The sequence below is a fragment of the Streptomyces sp. NPDC045955 genome (assembly GCF_056430805.1).
In genome coordinates this window covers 61,550-76,390 of sequence record NZ_JBWKKY010000007.1, presented here as the reverse complement: position 1 = coordinate 76,390, position 14,841 = coordinate 61,550, and the positions used below count along the sequence as shown (strand labels likewise).

General features: G+C 68.8%; 15 protein-coding genes and 2 pseudogenes. 8 read left to right on the top strand and 9 right to left on the bottom strand.

Annotated features, from left to right (window positions below; genetic code table 11):
• Positions 1–58 precede the first annotated feature (58 nt).
• The 3 genes from AC07F0_RS16240 to AC07F0_RS16230 form a co-directional block, all read right to left on the bottom strand.
• Entirely contained in the window at positions 59–262 is a 204-nt protein-coding gene (locus AC07F0_RS16240; RefSeq protein WP_478979317.1) for a hypothetical protein, read from the bottom strand.
• Positions 263–356: 94 nt separating this feature from the next.
• Positions 357–1,868 (bottom strand): M48 family metallopeptidase, encoded by a 1,512-nt coding sequence (locus AC07F0_RS16235; protein ID WP_478979314.1) that lies wholly within the window; start codon positions 1,866–1,868, stop codon positions 357–359.
• Complete coding sequence (locus AC07F0_RS16230; protein ID WP_478979311.1) at positions 1,865–2,308, bottom strand: hypothetical protein; 444 nt, start codon at positions 2,306–2,308, stop codon at positions 1,865–1,867. The genes AC07F0_RS16235 and AC07F0_RS16230 overlap by 4 nt, the downstream gene beginning before the upstream one ends.
• Positions 2,309–2,698: 390 nt before the next feature.
• Here AC07F0_RS16230 and AC07F0_RS16225 point away from each other — a divergent pair.
• Positions 2,699–2,854, top strand: a pseudogene (locus tag AC07F0_RS16225) (type II toxin-antitoxin system YoeB family toxin); the annotation flags it as partial.
• 259 nt (positions 2,855–3,113) lie between these two features.
• On the opposite strand, the gene AC07F0_RS16220 reads toward AC07F0_RS16225, so the two are convergent.
• Positions 3,114–4,181: a LacI family DNA-binding transcriptional regulator gene (locus tag AC07F0_RS16220; RefSeq protein ID WP_478979308.1), complete on the bottom strand. Its 1,068-nt coding sequence runs from the start codon at positions 4,179–4,181 to the stop codon at positions 3,114–3,116.
• A gap of 393 nt (positions 4,182–4,574) precedes the next feature.
• Positions 4,575–4,778 (bottom strand): hypothetical protein, encoded by a 204-nt coding sequence (locus AC07F0_RS16215; RefSeq protein ID WP_478979305.1) that lies wholly within the window; start codon positions 4,776–4,778, stop codon positions 4,575–4,577.
• Between the two features lie 81 nt (positions 4,779–4,859).
• Here AC07F0_RS16215 and AC07F0_RS16210 point away from each other — a divergent pair, with 81 nt between their 5' ends.
• The 6 genes and pseudogenes from AC07F0_RS16210 to AC07F0_RS16185 form a co-directional block, all read left to right on the top strand.
• Positions 4,860–5,180: an extracellular solute-binding protein gene (locus AC07F0_RS16210; RefSeq protein ID WP_478979303.1), complete on the top strand. Its 321-nt coding sequence runs from the start codon at positions 4,860–4,862 to the stop codon at positions 5,178–5,180.
• Positions 5,177–5,863: an extracellular solute-binding protein gene (locus AC07F0_RS16205; protein WP_478979301.1), complete on the top strand. Its 687-nt coding sequence runs from the start codon at positions 5,177–5,179 to the stop codon at positions 5,861–5,863. Before AC07F0_RS16210 ends, AC07F0_RS16205 begins: the two co-directional genes overlap by 4 nt.
• A gap of 70 nt (positions 5,864–5,933) precedes the next feature.
• The gene (locus tag AC07F0_RS16200; RefSeq protein WP_478979299.1) at positions 5,934–6,839 is read left to right on the top strand and encodes an NADP-dependent oxidoreductase; all 906 of its coding nucleotides are present in this window, start codon (positions 5,934–5,936) and stop codon (positions 6,837–6,839) included.
• A 64-nt stretch (positions 6,840–6,903) separates the two neighbouring features.
• The gene (locus AC07F0_RS16195; RefSeq protein WP_478979297.1) at positions 6,904–7,965 is read left to right on the top strand and encodes an alkene reductase; all 1,062 of its coding nucleotides are present in this window, start codon (positions 6,904–6,906) and stop codon (positions 7,963–7,965) included.
• Positions 7,966–7,972: 7 nt separating this feature from the next.
• Positions 7,973–8,452: a MarR family winged helix-turn-helix transcriptional regulator gene (locus AC07F0_RS16190; protein ID WP_478979295.1), complete on the top strand. Its 480-nt coding sequence runs from the start codon at positions 7,973–7,975 to the stop codon at positions 8,450–8,452.
• A 520-nt stretch (positions 8,453–8,972) separates the two neighbouring features.
• A pseudogene (locus AC07F0_RS16185) lies at positions 8,973–9,167 on the top strand (PIN domain-containing protein); the annotation flags it as partial.
• 370 nt (positions 9,168–9,537) lie between these two features.
• On the opposite strand, the gene AC07F0_RS16180 reads toward AC07F0_RS16185, so the two are convergent.
• The 4 genes from AC07F0_RS16180 to AC07F0_RS16165 form a co-directional block, all read right to left on the bottom strand.
• On the bottom strand, positions 9,538–10,500 hold the full coding sequence (locus AC07F0_RS16180) for a sugar phosphate isomerase/epimerase family protein (protein ID WP_478979293.1): 963 nt from the start codon (positions 10,498–10,500) through the stop codon (positions 9,538–9,540).
• A gap of 74 nt (positions 10,501–10,574) precedes the next feature.
• A complete protein-coding gene (locus tag AC07F0_RS16175; protein WP_478979291.1) occupies positions 10,575–11,594 on the bottom strand; it encodes a Gfo/Idh/MocA family protein in 1,020 nt (339 codons plus the stop codon).
• Positions 11,595–11,696: 102 nt separating this feature from the next.
• Positions 11,697–12,716, bottom strand: coding sequence for a sugar ABC transporter substrate-binding protein (locus tag AC07F0_RS16170; RefSeq protein ID WP_478979288.1), 1,020 nt, complete (start codon positions 12,714–12,716; stop codon positions 11,697–11,699).
• 120 nt (positions 12,717–12,836) lie between these two features.
• Positions 12,837–13,619 carry a TIM barrel protein gene (locus AC07F0_RS16165; RefSeq protein WP_478979285.1) on the bottom strand — a complete coding sequence of 261 codons (783 nt, stop codon included), beginning with the start codon at positions 13,617–13,619 and terminating at the stop codon, positions 12,837–12,839.
• A gap of 181 nt (positions 13,620–13,800) precedes the next feature.
• On the opposite strand from AC07F0_RS16165, the gene AC07F0_RS16160 reads away from it, so the two are divergent.
• Positions 13,801–14,835 carry a LacI family DNA-binding transcriptional regulator gene (locus AC07F0_RS16160; RefSeq protein ID WP_478979282.1) on the top strand — a complete coding sequence of 345 codons (1,035 nt, stop codon included), beginning with the start codon at positions 13,801–13,803 and terminating at the stop codon, positions 14,833–14,835.
• The last annotated feature ends 6 nt before the right edge of the window (positions 14,836–14,841 follow it).

Here is a 14,841-nt window from a genome sequence, read left to right as displayed (position 1 = left end):
CGGTGGGCGGAATGGTCGAGTTGCTACCGCGGGTCGTTCTCGCTCCGTCGACCGGCCGTCATGGCCCGTCGTGCACACGGGGCAGGACTCTCTTGACCCGCACTCCAGTCAGTACGTCCAGACAGGCCTGCACCGCTCGTTCGATCGCCTCCGTGTCGGGCGAACCCGGGGCCGCGTGCGCCAGCGCCTCGGGACCGGCCGGGACGACACTCGTGGTGGTGTCGCTGTTCCCGGACCAACTGCCCCCGACGCAATACAGCATCGAGCTTTTCCTTGACGTCGCTCACCGATGGCCGCCCCCTTGCGCACCCATGTACGCATGCGCGCCTGATCTCGCCGCCAGGGCGATGCGCCGGTCACTGCGCAAGCCACTCGGACACGGTGAACAGGACGGGGAACGCTCGGTCGAGTCGCGGCAGGGTAAAGAACACTGCAAAGCCAACCACAGCGGCCACAGGCATGAGCAGCCATCCGTACATGCTGCGCGGTGTGCGGGCCTTCGGGCGGACGAGACGCAGCGCCCTCGCCGTCAGATGCGGCCAACCTGCCAGGGTCACGCATCCGCATAGCAGTGCGCCGAGGGACCACGGCAACATGGGGAGCAGTGCGAAGAACACGTCCCGGTACGCCGTGCCGTAGGGGGTCAGCGGTGTCAGCCAGCTGCCGACCAGCATGCCTGTGGTGAGCAGCAGCGCGTTGCGTGCCGCCTCGGCCAGCGAACGGCCGAGGGTGCTGTCTCCATGCCTCTCCTGCCGCCATACGCCGACGGCAACGAAGATCCCGAGCGGTGCTCCGACCACCAGGGCCGAGAGGAACAGTGTCAGATTGTCCGTGGGCTCCCTGTCCAGCCGATTGCTCATGGCCGCCGCGAGGGTGACCCATGCGGTGCCGGCCAGGAAGCCTCCGACGAGTACGTAGAGCCAGGGGAAACGCAGTAGCTTCCCCGGTTCTGCCAGCATGAGCAGCCGCGCCTCCACGGACGGGTGCCATCGCCGCCAAGAGCTGGGGACGGCACAGCCGGGGCGCCGGGACGCAGAGCGTGCCCGCTTCTGCTTTGCCAGTCGGAGGGCCAGCGAGAGCTCCTGTGCCCGGTTCTGGGCGGCGCGCTGGTCGGCGTAGTTCTCCCTGCAGCGCAGGAGCTCCCGGACGATGAGCTCGATGACCAGCGTGAACACCGTCAGTGTCAGAATGCTGTACAAGAGACTCCAGTGGTCCCAAATGCCCGAGTCGAACGCAAGCAGGAGGACGAGGAGCACGGCGTTCACGGCGTTGCTGACGCGGAGTCCCACCAGCACGTTGAGCAGGATGACGTCTCGGTTGCGCAGGTGTGCGAGCTCGTGACTGAGGACGGCGGCGAAGACCTGGCGAGCGGCGTCGTCCTGCTTGTCGCCCAGAGCGAGCAAGCCGGGCCCTAGCGTCAGATAGGGCTTCCAGATCGGTATCCCAGCGGTGCCGCCGACGAAGGCATGATCCCCGATCCTCGGGGTCACGAAAAGCCTCGGGCGCCGCTTGAGCCCGGCTTCTGACACCAGCGTGGCGATCCGCTGGGCAGCGAGGGGATGCCGTGCCGGATCGAACGGGCGGCGCCCTCGGTTGCGTATCCGCCTCCAGACCATCTCGATACTGAAGACCACGCACCCGTAACCCCAATACACGACGGTGTAGGGAACGTGAGTGTTGGGGATGACCACCTCACCGCTCTCCGAAGGGGCGGCCATCTCGGCGTATACGGCGACATTCTCCATGTACACGTACACCCCGATGGCCAGTAGCAGGAACATCAGTCCGGTGTTGCGAGGGTGGGCGAGCACGTCGATCCGCGGGGAATGCCCGTCCGCGCGCTCGGCGACCGAGCCGGTTGCGGTCATGAACGCTCCTGCACGACCAGGCAGGCCACGACCGCGTCCGCAACCGCCTTGGCACGCTCCGTCGGCAGCATCCGACCTGCCTCACTGAGGGCGCCGGCATGAATCGCGGAGAGCTGCTCGGCCGAGAAGCCGCCGGGACGAACCACGGCCTGCGCCTCCTCCGGTCGACGCAGGAGCCTGCGTGCCAGCCGGGTCACGGAATTGCCGGTGGCATCGACAAGCGGTTTGGAGACACCGTCCGTCAGCGCCTGCCCAAGTGCGGCGCACACATAGACGACAGCGGGGGCCACGACATCGACCAGGTCGATTCCGCTCCCGCAGGCGATGTCCTGCTGCCGGAGGTCGCCGCCCTTGCGCAGCTGTGTCCGGGCCTTCCGCAGATGCTCCGGCATGTCGGCCTCGAAGGCCGCGACTTCGTCCGGTGCCACCTCCCCCAGCACCAGGAGAACGAACTCCGGGAGACCGATGCCTGCACGTGCCGCAGCACCCCTGTCGCCAACTGCCCCGCCCCGCTGTTTCCTCATACATGTCCCCCTTCAGCAGCCTCGTTCGGCGGTTGCCTTTCAGCACTGAGGGAAATTCTCTCGCCGCTTTCCGCTTTATATGGAGGAAGCGCACCTTTGATTACAAGAGGTCGAAATCAGACAAGTATGTTCACATCCGCACGGCGACAGGCCTTTCGGTCCTGGCCTCGATCTTGCCTCAACGGTCCCGTTTACGCAGGTCAGGGGGTAAACCCGTCGAACCTCGCTCGGGCCTCCCGATCTTCTCGGAGCCTTCCTTCCGCAGGACGCCGAACGGGTGATCCGAGATCAGCCTCCACACCCCCGGGGATCGGCGCCGCATTCCCCCTCAACCATGAAAGGTCGACTGCGACCCTCCAGGTGTCGGGCTACTGGTCCCGGAGAACCGACGACACACACCGGCTCGTCTACAAACCGACCGACGACGAGTTGATCATCGTTCAGGCTCGGTACCACTACTGACACGGCCCGGCCCAACGACGGGGCCTTCACCAAGCGGCTCCACAGGACCGCCGTTCCCTGGGGAATGCCGACCACGGAGAGGGCCTTCGCCCTCAGTCCCGTGGCGCTGAGTTATAACCCACCGCCGACGGATCCGCCCACAGCCACTGGCTGTCAGCCGTCCTCAGAGGCCAGGCCCAGCCTGGCCGGCGCCAGGACACCGCGTGCCCCCACCCCAGCGTCTTGCGATCCCCGTAATCACGGGCGGCAGTTGGGCGCGTCACAGGCTGTGGCCCGTCCTGTTCGCCTCCTGTTCGCCCTGAGGGCCGGCGGGCGGGGCGGTCGTTCCTCTCGGGATGAGGTGTGTGGGCAGGACGATGTGCTGTTCGCGGTTCGCCTCGGGGTCGTTGACGAGTCGCAAGGCCAGTTCCGCGGCGGCCCGTCCCATGTCCGAGGGGGACTGGGCCACGGTGGACAGGTCGAGCCATTCGGCCATCAGCTGGTCGTCGAAGCCGAGGACGGAGATGCGCTGGGGTACCTCGATCTGCACGGTGCGCAGGGTGGAGATGACCGCGGCGGCGAGTTCGTCCTGCTCGGCGAAGATCGCTGTGGGTGGTTCACGCAGGCTCAGCAGGTCGCCGACCGCCTGGGTGGTGCCGCGTTTGTCACGGGGCGGAGTGGTGACGACGAGGTCGTCGTCCAGCGGTATGCCCGCCTCGGCGAGTGCCTGCCGATAGCCGACGAGGCGCTCGCGTGAGCTGAAGCTGAAGCCTCGGGCGGTGACGGTGTGGGCGAAGGCGATGCGGCAGTGCCCGAGGTTGATCAGGTGGCGGGTGGCCTTGCAGGCGGCGGCGACGTCGTCGACGTAGACGCTGGGGCGGCCTGCGACGTGCTGGCTGACGTAGATGACCGGCATGCCCAGGTCGTCGAGCCGGGCGGTTTCCTCCTTGGTGAGGTCGAAGCAGAACACCAGGAGGGCGTCGGCGTTGCGCCGGGCCGGCAGACGGTCGAAGAACTCGGCCCGCTCGGCCAGGTCGGGGACCACGTAGACGGCCATCTCCATGCCCGCCTCCCGCAGCAGCGGGCCCAGGCTGGACAGTGCCGCTCCCATGAACCACGAGTCGAGCGTGGGTACGAGCACCGCCATGACGCCGGTGCGGCCGGTCACCAGGCTCGACGCCTGCCGCGAGACCGCGAAGTTCAGCTCGCGGGCAGCCTGCTCGACCCGGGCCCGGACCTCGGGCGAGACCGAAGTCAGGCCGCGCATGGTGCGAGAGACGGTGGACGGGGAGACTCCCGCCCGTTCGGCGACGTCGGCCAACGTGGGATGCCGCTGAGCTGGTGACATGAGCGGAAGTTAGCACAGTTCGAGCCTCCAACGGGAGCCTTGGTGACAGCGCTGTCACGAGGCGGTCGGGGGCTGAATGACCACTTCCATCGCGTAAGAGCAGGCGAGGACCACGTGATGCATCCTTAGCTACTGGAGCATTACGCATTGACTTCCCCTGAGTGCACTCCTAACGGTGCAAGCGTTGTCTCAGTGGAGGCAAGGCTGTCACCCCGAAGTCATCCTTCGATTCTTTGAGCTGCTCTTTTAATCCACCACCGCCATGACATCGCAGTCTCGCAACAGAGACATCCCAGAGGCATCTCGGTAGCCACTCCCTACAGGGCGCTCCCGCCGAGACGTCGGTTCCGCACGTCCAGGAGAGACAGCGAACGCCAGAACCACCAGAGTCCTTCAGTGCTCGGCCGTGCTTGTCGCCGCCGGGCTCGTCCTGACCGCCTGCGGCTCCTCCGACAGCGACAGCTCGTCGGGACAGTCGAAGAGCCCCTCGTTCACCGGCCGCGGACCGATCACCTTCGCGGCCGCCAAGGACAGCTCCGGCGTCGTCCAGAAGGTCATCGACAGCTGGAACACGCAGCACCCGAAGGAGAAGGTCACCTTCGTCCAGCTGCCGGCGGACGTGAACCAGCAGCGCCAGCAGATGATCCAGAACGCCGAACGAAGTCCGACGCCTACACGGTGCTCTGGACGGACGTGGTGTGGACCTCGGAGTTCGCCGCCCACCAGTGGATCGACCAGCTGCCCGCCAACCAGTTCCCGCTGGACAAGATGCTCAAGCCGGTGGTGGAGACGGGCAAGTACCGCGGCAACCTGTACGCGGTCCCGCACTCCTCCGACGGCGGGGTGCTGTACTACCGCTCCGACCTGCTGAAGAAGGCCGGCGTCAGCTCCCCGCCGACCACCTGGGCGGAGATGAAGGCCGCCTGTGCCAAGGCCAAGAAGCTTCCCGAGGCCAGGGACACGGGCTGCTACGGCGGCCAGTTCCAGAAGTACGAGTGACTGACGGTGAGCCGGACGTCGACACGCCCGTGGCGAAGAAGGGCCTGGACTTCCTCGTCGACTCCTTCAAGGACGGCACGATCCCCAAGGACGCCATCACCTACCAGGAGGAGGAAGGCCGCCAGGCGTTCCAGTCCGGCAAGCTGGTCTTCCTGCGCAACTGGCCGTATGTGTACTCGTTGGCCGAGAAGAGCAAGGTCGCGGGCAAGTTCACGGTCGCGCCGCTGCCCGGACTGACCGGGGCCGGCTCCTCCAGCCTCGGCGGCCACGACGTGGCCCTGTCCTCCTTCGCCAAGAACAAGGCCACCGCGCTGGACCTCATGAAGTTCCTCACCAGCGAGGCCAGCGCGGCGACGTTCCTCAAGGATGCCTCCATGGCCCCGCCGTACGGGTCCCTCTACGACGATGCGGTGCTGGTCAAGCAGTACCCGTACCGCTTCCGCATCGACGTCGCCCACGGCCTCGTCAAGGACCCCGAACTGCCCGACCTGCCGCCCGAGTCGGCGGGCGAGGCATCCCGAGAGCACGTCCAGCACCCGCACTGGGACCGCGACGAAGTGCACGACATCTACCGCACCTGGCGTCGACCGCCACCCCGAGGAGACCTAGGTCTCCTCGGGGCGGCCGCCCGCGCGACCGCGGCCGATCTTGCACAGCCTGCGCGACAACCAATACTTGGCTAGCCACATGTTTACTGTTACGTTGATTATGTGGCCAGCCACCTAAACGGGTGGCGGCATGAGAGGAGCCATCATGAAAGCCATCCGGTTCGACCGCTTCGGGGGCACGGACGTGCTGCACGAGGCGGACATCGAGGTCCCGCAGCCCGGCCCCGGGCAGATCCGCGTCCGCGTCAAGGCGGCCGGGCTGAACGCGCTGGACGGCAAGATCCGCTCTGGGGCACTGGAGGCCGCGTTCCCCACGCCGCTCCCCTCCGTCCCCGGTCACGAACTCGCCGGCGTGGTGGACGCCCTCGGCGAGGGCGTGCAGGACGTGCAGGTCGGCGATGAGGTGCTGGGCTGGTCGGACACCGGCTCGTACGCCCAGTACGCGCTGGCCACCACCGTGGCCCCCAAGCCCGCCGGCCTCGACTGGCAGCACGCGGTCGCGCTGCCGGTGGCCGCCGAGACGGCCGAGCGGGTCCTGGACCTGCTCGGCGTCACCGCCGGGGAGACCGTGCTGATGCACGGCGCGGCCGGAGCGGTCGGCACCCTGGCGGTCCAGCTCGCCACGGCCCGCGGAGCACGCGTCATCGCCACCGCCGGCCCCGCCAACCAGGACTACCTCACCTCGCTCGGCGCCACCGCGACCCTCTACGGCGAGGGCCTGGTCGAACGGGTCCGGACGCTCGCCCCCGACGGCGTGGACGCGGTGTTCGACCTGGCCGGCAAGGGAGCCCTAGAGGCCTCCATCACCCTGCGCGGCGGCACCGAACGCATCGTCACCATCGCCGACTTCCGCGCGCACCAGCTCGGCATCACCTTCTCCAGCGGTGGCCAGGAACGCTCGGCCGCCCGCCTGGCCGCGCTGGCGCAGGACGCCGCGACCGGCAAGCTCGTCACCACCGTCACCGCCTACCCGCTCGACCGGGCCGCCACGGCCCAGCAGATCAGCGACGCCGGGCATGTCCGGGGCAAGCTCGTCCTCACCCTCGACTGATCACGCCCGCCATTCCCTCTTTTTCCGATCATCACCTGGCCATCACCGCACCAAAGGACCACTCATGCTGAACGCCCTCTGGACACCGACCACCGTCGGCGACATCTCCCTCCCGCACCGCCTGGTCATGGCCCCCATGACCCGTGACCGCTCCACGCCTGAAGGCATACCGACCGAGCTCAACGCCGAGTACTACGCCCAGCGGGCCTCGCACGCGCTCATCATCACCGAGGGGACCCAGCCCTCCGCCGACGGCCAGGGCTACCTCCTCACCCCCGGCATCCACAATGACGATCAGATCGCCGGGTGGCGCAAGGTCACCGACGCCGTGCACGCGGCCGACGGCCGGATCGTCATCCAGCTGATGCACACCGGACGCATCTCCCACCCCGACAACACCCCTCACGGCCGTCAGCCGGTCGCCCCATCGGCGATCCAGCCCCAGGGCGCGATGTTCACCGCGTCCGGGCCCCAGGAGATGCCGACGCCCCGTGCGCTGTCGACGCAGGAGGTCGTGGCGACCGTCGACGACTTCCGCCGCGCCGCAGCGGCCGCCATCGCGGCAGGCGCCGACGGCGTGGAGATCCACGGCGCCAACGGCTACCTCGTGCACCAGTTCCTCGCCGACAACACCAACCAGCGCACCGACCGCTACGGCGGCTCCCTCGACAACCGCATCCGCTTCGCCGTCGAGGTCGCCACCGCCGTGGCCGACGAGATCGGCGCCGACCGCACCGGCCTGCGCATCTCCCCCGGCAACCCCTACAACGACATCGCCGAGTCCGACACCGCCGAGCTGTATCCGGCGCTCCTGCGCGCCCTCAGCCCGCTCGGCCTCGCCTACCTCCACATCCTCCATGCGGGCGACGAAGAGCTGCTGGGCACCCTGCGCGCGCTGTGGCCGACCACGCTGATCCTCAACCGGGCCGGCACCGACCTGCCCACCCGCGCCAAGGACGTCGACAACGGCACGGCCGACCTCGTCTCGGTCGGTGCCCTCGCGCTCGCCAACCCGGACCTGGTCGAGCGGCTACGCTCTGATGCGCCGCTGAACACCCCCGACCCGGCGACCTTCTACGGCGGCGGAGTGGCCGGCTACACCGACTACCCCACCCACACCGTCTGAGGAACCGATGCCCGCCCCCACGCACCGCACCCCCTCCACGGCCGGCGAGGGGCCGATGAGCTACGCGATCTTCCAGCTCGCCCGCGCTCACCGCGCCCGCGCCGCCGCCATGCTCCGCGAGATGGACCTGCACCCCGGACAGGAACTGCTGCTGATGCAACTCCTCGACCGGGACGGCCAGACCCAGTCCGAACTCCTCGAAAGCGTCGGCCTGGACCACTCCACCGTCTCCAAGTCCCTGCGCCGCATGCAGGACGCCGGCCTGCTCGTCCGCGAGCCGGCCGAACACGACCGGCGCGTCATGGTCGTGCACCTCACCGACAAGGGCCGGGCCATGCGCGAGCCCTTGGCAGCCATGTGGCGGGCCCTGGAGGAGACCTCCGCGCGGGACCTGTCGGCGCAGCAGGCGGAGTCCTTCGTCCGCACCGCCTACGCCATCGCCGACGCACTCAACAGCCCCGCTCTTCCGCAGGAGGAGTCCGAGTAACTCACCTCGGCGTGCACCCCGGTTCCAGGGGGATCAGGTGGCGCAGACGTGGACGCCGTCGGCCCAGGTCGCGAGGCGGCCGCATCACCCGCGTCAAGCTCGGAGAGGAGTTTCGAACCCGCCCACAGCGGATTTTTCCTTCCAACGCGCCGAGGCTCGGTCCCGGAACTGAGGACGGAGCCACAATGACCAGCGTGCTTGGCCAGGACGTTGCGAAGGCCAGGGTCCAGGCGAGCCGACCTTCAAGGACGCCCTGTATCCGGATCTCCTCGGCCGCCCACCGGTGCGGTCGCAACCCGCTCAGTCCTTGCAGGCTTCCACCCGCAAGCCTGGCTCGGCACGCGTAGGTGCGGGGTGAGTGGACGGCGACGGTGATGGGTCGGTCACGGCCGGGCATGGGCACCGAGCCGTCACCTAGGAGCACAACGCCGCCGGGCAACGCCAGGAGTGCCCGCTCGGCCCGTTGCGTGCGCGGGGCGCAGAACGGCGCCGCTGCTCGGGCCTGGCCGGTATATAAACGCTCTACCGCCGCTCCCGCACCGTCCAGGAGCAACTGACCGCCAAGGGAGAGCACCGCAGCGCAGGCCCCATCGATCTCCTGGTGGCCGCCGCCGCGGAAGAAGCGGGACTTACCCTGCTCCACTTCGACCGCGACTTCGAAACCATCGCCCGCACGACAGGAGAGCCAGTCCGCATGATCGACCTCAGACAGTAGAGCCTGAGCGGTCGCACGGACGGGCACCAAGTCACTCGCCGACCTCACGCCGGCGGAGGCACCGCGGCGACGCCCCACTGACGAGCGGCCCTCGTTCCGTGCACTTGCGCCCGGCTCACGGGCCGAATCCCCGACTCCCAGCTCGGATCGTGGCGCACTCGAGTGGGCCGCCGTCCCCACCGCCGACCCCGACAGAGCCGCGTACTCGAAGATCACCGGACAGCACTGTGCCGGACAGGTCGGTCTTGTAGGGCTTGCGCTCGCTCACGGTGTTCAGCCCAGCATGCCCGAACCCTCCGACCGGCTGGTCTGCCACAGCCCCACACAATCAGGTGACGATAAATCACCTACCAGCCCACATACCGCCCTCTCAGATCTCCTGGGGCTTGTAGGAGCTGGGGTCGCGCAGGATGACGCGGCGCAGGAGGTCGACGGTCTTGGTGACGCCCTCGACGGGGGCCACAAGAACGTCCTCGTGCTCGATGCTCAGGACGTCGTCGTAGCCGGCTCGGCGCAGGGCGAGGCAGAAAGCGCGCCAGAACGCGTCGTCGTGGCCATAGCCGAGGGTGACGTAGTTCCAGGAGCGTTCCTTGGCGGCCATGACGGGCAGCGTCTCCAGCCTGCTGGTCAGGGCCTGGCGGGTGGGTTCCAGCCGGGTGTCCTTGGCGTGCACGTGGTAGATCGCCTCGCCCAGGGTCTCGATGGCGGCCAGCGGGTCGGCCCCCATCCACATCAGGTGACTGGGGTCGAAGTTGGCCCCGACCACGGGCCCTACCTCCTCGCGCAGGCGCAGGAGGGTGGGGACGTTGTAGACCGCCTGGTGGGCGTGCATCTCCAGAGCGAGCTTGGGTACGCCCCGGTCGCGGGAGTGGGCGACGAGGTCTCGCCAGTACGGGAGTACGACCTCGGACCATTGCCAGTCGAGGATCTGTGTGGTCTCCGGCGGCCAGGAGACCGTGATCCAGTTGGGGTTGGCGTCGCCCGGCCCGCCCGGCAGCCCGGACATCATCACCACGCGGTCGACGCCGAGGAGCGGGGCGAGAGCGATCGTCCTGCGCGCGACCAGGTCGTGCTCGCGGCCGCTGGGCCCGGGGTGCAGGGGGTTGCCTGAGCAGGTGAGGGCGCTGATCGTGAGTCCTCGGTCGGCGACCTTGGCCAGCAGTTCGCGGCGCGCGCCGTCGCTGTCGAGAAGCCGGTCGATGTCGATGTGCGGGGCCGTGGACCAAGCGCCGGTGGCGAACTCCACGTGGTCCAGGCCGAGTTCGGCGGCCAGGTCCAGGGTCTCGTCGAGCGTGAGCTGCCCGACGCTGTCGGTGTTCAGACCGATCTTCATGATGCGTCCCGTCTGCGGTGTGGTCGGGCGGGGAGCGGTCGTTCCCCGCTGGTTCGGTGTGCCGGCGGTGGGGGTCAGATGTAGAGGGCTGGGCGGTCGGCGAGTTCCACCTCGACGCGGCGGCCCTCGGTCTGGGCGCGGATGCCCGCCTCGCAGACCGCGGCCACGGCGTAGCCGTCCCAGGCGCTGGGGCCGGTGACCTCGCCGCGTCGGGTGGCGTCGACCCATGCCTGGACCTCGCGGTCGTACGCTTCCTCGAATCGCTCGACGAAGCCGGGGGTGACCGTGCCGCCCCAGCGTCCACCGGTGGTGACGAGCATGTCGTGCCGGTCGCCGATGCGGGCGGTGCCGTGCTCGCACACCGCCTCGGCCTGGACCTGGTAGCCGTAGCGGGCGTTGACGTAGATCTCGACGTCGACCAGGGCGCCGCCGTCGGTTTCGAAGACGACGAACTGGGGATCGGCCAGTCCTTCGGGCGCGTTGCCGGAGGGCCGCGGCCGCATGACGGTGACGGAGGTGATCTCCTGGCCGAGCAGCCAGCGGGTGATGTCCATCTCGTGGGTGACGGAGTCGTTGATGAGCATGGCGCTGGTGAAGTCCGGCGGGCAGGACGGGTTGCGGTGCCGGTTGTGCAGCATCAGCGGCCGGCCCAGTTCCCCGCTGTCCAGCAGCGCTTTGAGTTTGAGGTACTCGTGGTCGTAGCGGCGCATGAAGCCCACCTGCACCCGGCGGTGCCCGAGGCGTTGCTCGGCCTCCAGTACACGCAGGGCGGAGGCGGCGTCGGGGGTGAGGGGCTTCTCGCACAGGACGGGCAGGTCGTGCGCGAACGCGGCGAGCAGGGCCGCCTCGTGGGCGATGCCCGGGGAGGCGAGCAGCACCGCGTCGACGTCGGGGGAGGCCATCGCTTCGGCGACGTCGCCGTAGGCCGCGCATCCGTCGACGTCGGCGGCGACCGTCTTGGCGCGATCGAGGTCGACGTCGACGACGGCGGCCACATGGGCGCCGCTGGTCACCTCGCTGATCCGGCGTACGTGGTCGGCGCCCATGCGGCCGGCACCGATGACGGCGACTCCAAGGGAGGTGTGGTGGGTCATGTGGTTCCTTGCCTGGGGTGGGGGGGTGGGGGGGCGGCGGTGACGGTCAGCAGTGGGCCGGCCGGATCCCCGCGGGTCCGGCCGTGACCTGGGGTGTACGCGTCAGCGTGTTCCCTTGGCGGCGAACGCGGCGACGGCGGCGACGTTGGACTTGTCGACGAAGGCCGGGCCGGTCAGCACGGGCGCGACGCCGCCGCCGCTGTAGTTGCCGTTGTTCTTGTAGAGCCAGAGGGAGTCGACCGCCAGGTAGCCCTGCAGGTAGGGCTGCTGGTCGACGGCGAACTGGATGCTGCCGTCCTGGATCGCCTTCACGAGTTCCTTGTTGAGGTCGAAGGTGGCGACCTTGGCCTTGCTGCCGCCGTCGGACACCGCCTGTGTGGCGGTCAGCGCGACCGGGGCGGCGAGGGTGACGACGTAGTCGATGGAGGGGTCCTGCTTGAGCTTGGCGGTGATGGTCGACTTCACGGACGGCATGTCGGCGCCGTTGACGAACAGGTTTTCCGTCGTGCCCGAGAAGCCCTTCTTGACGCCCGCGCAGCGTGCTTCGAGGGCGACCTGGCCCTGTTCCTGAATGACACAGGCGACCTTCTTGGCACCGAGGGCACTCAGCTTCTTCCCGATCGCCTCGCCCGCGACGGTCTCGTCCTGGCCGAAGTACTCGAGCAGGCCCTGCTTCTTCCAGTCGTCCACACCGGAGTTGAAGCCGACCACGGGTATACCGGCACGCACTGCCTTGGCCACCGTGTCCTTCATCGCGCCGGGCTTGGCGAGGGTGACGGCGATGCCGTCGACCTTCTGGTCGATCGCGTTCTGCACCAGGTTGGCCTGGTTGCCCCCGTTCGGGTCGGAGGAGTAGACCAGCTTGATGTTGTCCTTCGCAGCCGCGGCCTGGGCGCCCTTGCGGATGGTGTCCCAGAACGTGTCGCCGGGGACGGCGTGGGTGATCATCGCGATGGTCATGCGGGGCGTGGTGGCCTTGCCGACGGAGTCACCAGCTGCGCTCTCCTCCGACTTCTTGCCGCCCGAGCTGCTGGAGCAGCCGGCGAGTGCCAGGACTGTGCCGGCGGTCATGGCCACCAGGACGGTGAATCTGCGGGAGCGGGAGGAAAGCGAGCGGTTCATTTCGGCACCTCACTGTGCTGACTTGCGGGAAGGGGTGATCCAGCGGCGGGACGCGACACATCCCGTCGCGGGTCGGGCGGGGAGCTGTTGGGTGGCCGGCTCTGCGGCTCGGGATGGGGATCAGACGGTGAACGCGGCGCGGAACCGCTCCATGGCGGTGTGACTGTCACCGGAGGGCCATGCCTCCAAGGCGACCGCGCCGTCGTAACCGAGGTCGGTAAGGGCGCGGGCGACGGCCGGATAGTTGATCTCTCCGGTGCCGGGTTCGCGGCGGCCGGGCACGTCGGCGACCTGGATCTCTCCGATCAGGCCGGCGCTGTGCGCGCGGCGGATCAGCTCGATGAGGTTTCCCTCGCCGATCTGGGCGTGGTACAGGTCCAGATTCATCCGCAGACCGGGCCGATCGACTGCCGCGACCAGGGAGAAGACATCGGCGGCCGTGGCGAACGGGACACCGGGGTGGTCGACGGCGGTGTTGAGGTTCTCCAGAGTGAAGGTGACGCCCGCGCTTTCGCCCAGTTCGGCCAGGCGGGTGAGCGTGCGGTGGGCAGTGATCCACATCTGGCCGGTGGCGTCGCCGGTCACCGGCACCACGGGCAGGCCCTCGCTATCCAGGCCGGTGCCGTGCAGGTTGAGCCGGGGGCAGCCGAGATGCTCGGCGGCCTTGATCGACTCCTCGGCTGTGCGCAGGAACTCGACTGCGCCGTCCGGGTCGGTCAGGGTGCCGCGGATGTAGCCGGTCATCGAGGAGAACTCGGCGGGGGTCTGGGCCAGTGCGTTCAGGTCGTGCCGGGTCCAGTCCCAGATCTCCACCTGGAAGCCGGCCTCGTGGATGCGCCGGGCCCTCTCCTCGATCGGCAGGTCCCGGAAGACCATCTCGGCACAGACCGCCAACGTGTACATCGCAGCTCCAGAGTTATAACGTTCTAAGAGAACAGGAGCAGTACGCCAGGCACCGGGAAGCCTGTCAAGGGTTTGTGCGGACATTTGATTTATAACGTTGTAGCAACGTTGACCAGTGCGTGTCCTGCTTGGCTCGGTCTACGATCACCTCGGAGAAGCCCCTGGACCAGGAAGGCCGACGGTGCCATCGCGATCTGCCGTCCCGGACGGAAAGCGGCCGACGCTCAGCGACCTCGCGGCGCGGGCAGGTGTCTCCGTGCCGCTTGCTTCCATGGTCATGCGCGGTGCCAAGGGGCCGAGCGCGGCAAGTCGTGAGCGGGTACTACGGGCCGCGCAGGAGATCGGCTACCGGCCGGACAGCAGGGCACGCCTCCTGCGCAGCAGCCGCTCGCACCTGGTGGGAGTGCAGTTCGACCTGCGACAGCCCTTCCACGCCGACATGGTTGAGGCGCTCTACGCCGCGGCGGGGACGGCCGGCTATCAGATCGCGCTCAGCGCTGTCGCCGCGAACCGCAGCGAACAGGAGGCGGTGGAGACGCTGCTCGCCGACCGCTGTGAGGCGTTGATCCTGCTCAGCCCCCATGCCCCGGCGGCCCGGCTGGCAGAATTCGCGGCACAGCTGCCCGTCGTCTCCGTGGCCCGCCGGCTGCGTCCGCTCGCCGACGGCGTCGACGTCGTCCGCGCGGCCGACGACGAGGGCGCCCGACAGGCGGTCGACCACCTCGTGGCACTGGGCCATCGCGACATCGTCCACATCGACGGGGGCAGGGCGCCGGGCGCGGCGGACCGGCGCCGCGGCTACAAGTCGGCCATGAAGCACCACGGCCTCACCGACCGCGTCCGCCTCGTGCCGGGCGGGCTGACCGAGGACCACGGCGCCGCAGCCGCACGAACGCTTCTCGCCGAGGCCACCCGCCCCACCGCCGTCCTCGCCTTCAACGACCACTGCGCGATCGGCGTCCTCGACACCTTCCTGCGCGCCCGTATCCCTGTGCCCGACGAGATCTCGGTCGTCGGCTTCGACGACAGCCACCTCGCCCGCCTCGCCCACGTCCAACTCACCACGGTCGGGCAAGAAGCCCGCGAGCTGGCGCGCCGGGCCGTGAGCCGGGCCGTCGCCCGGCTGGAGGGTGGGGCGACGGACGACGAACGAGAAGTCGTCGTCACACCACACCTCGTCATACGAAGCACCACCAGGGCACCTTGCCGCTCCTGACCCGCT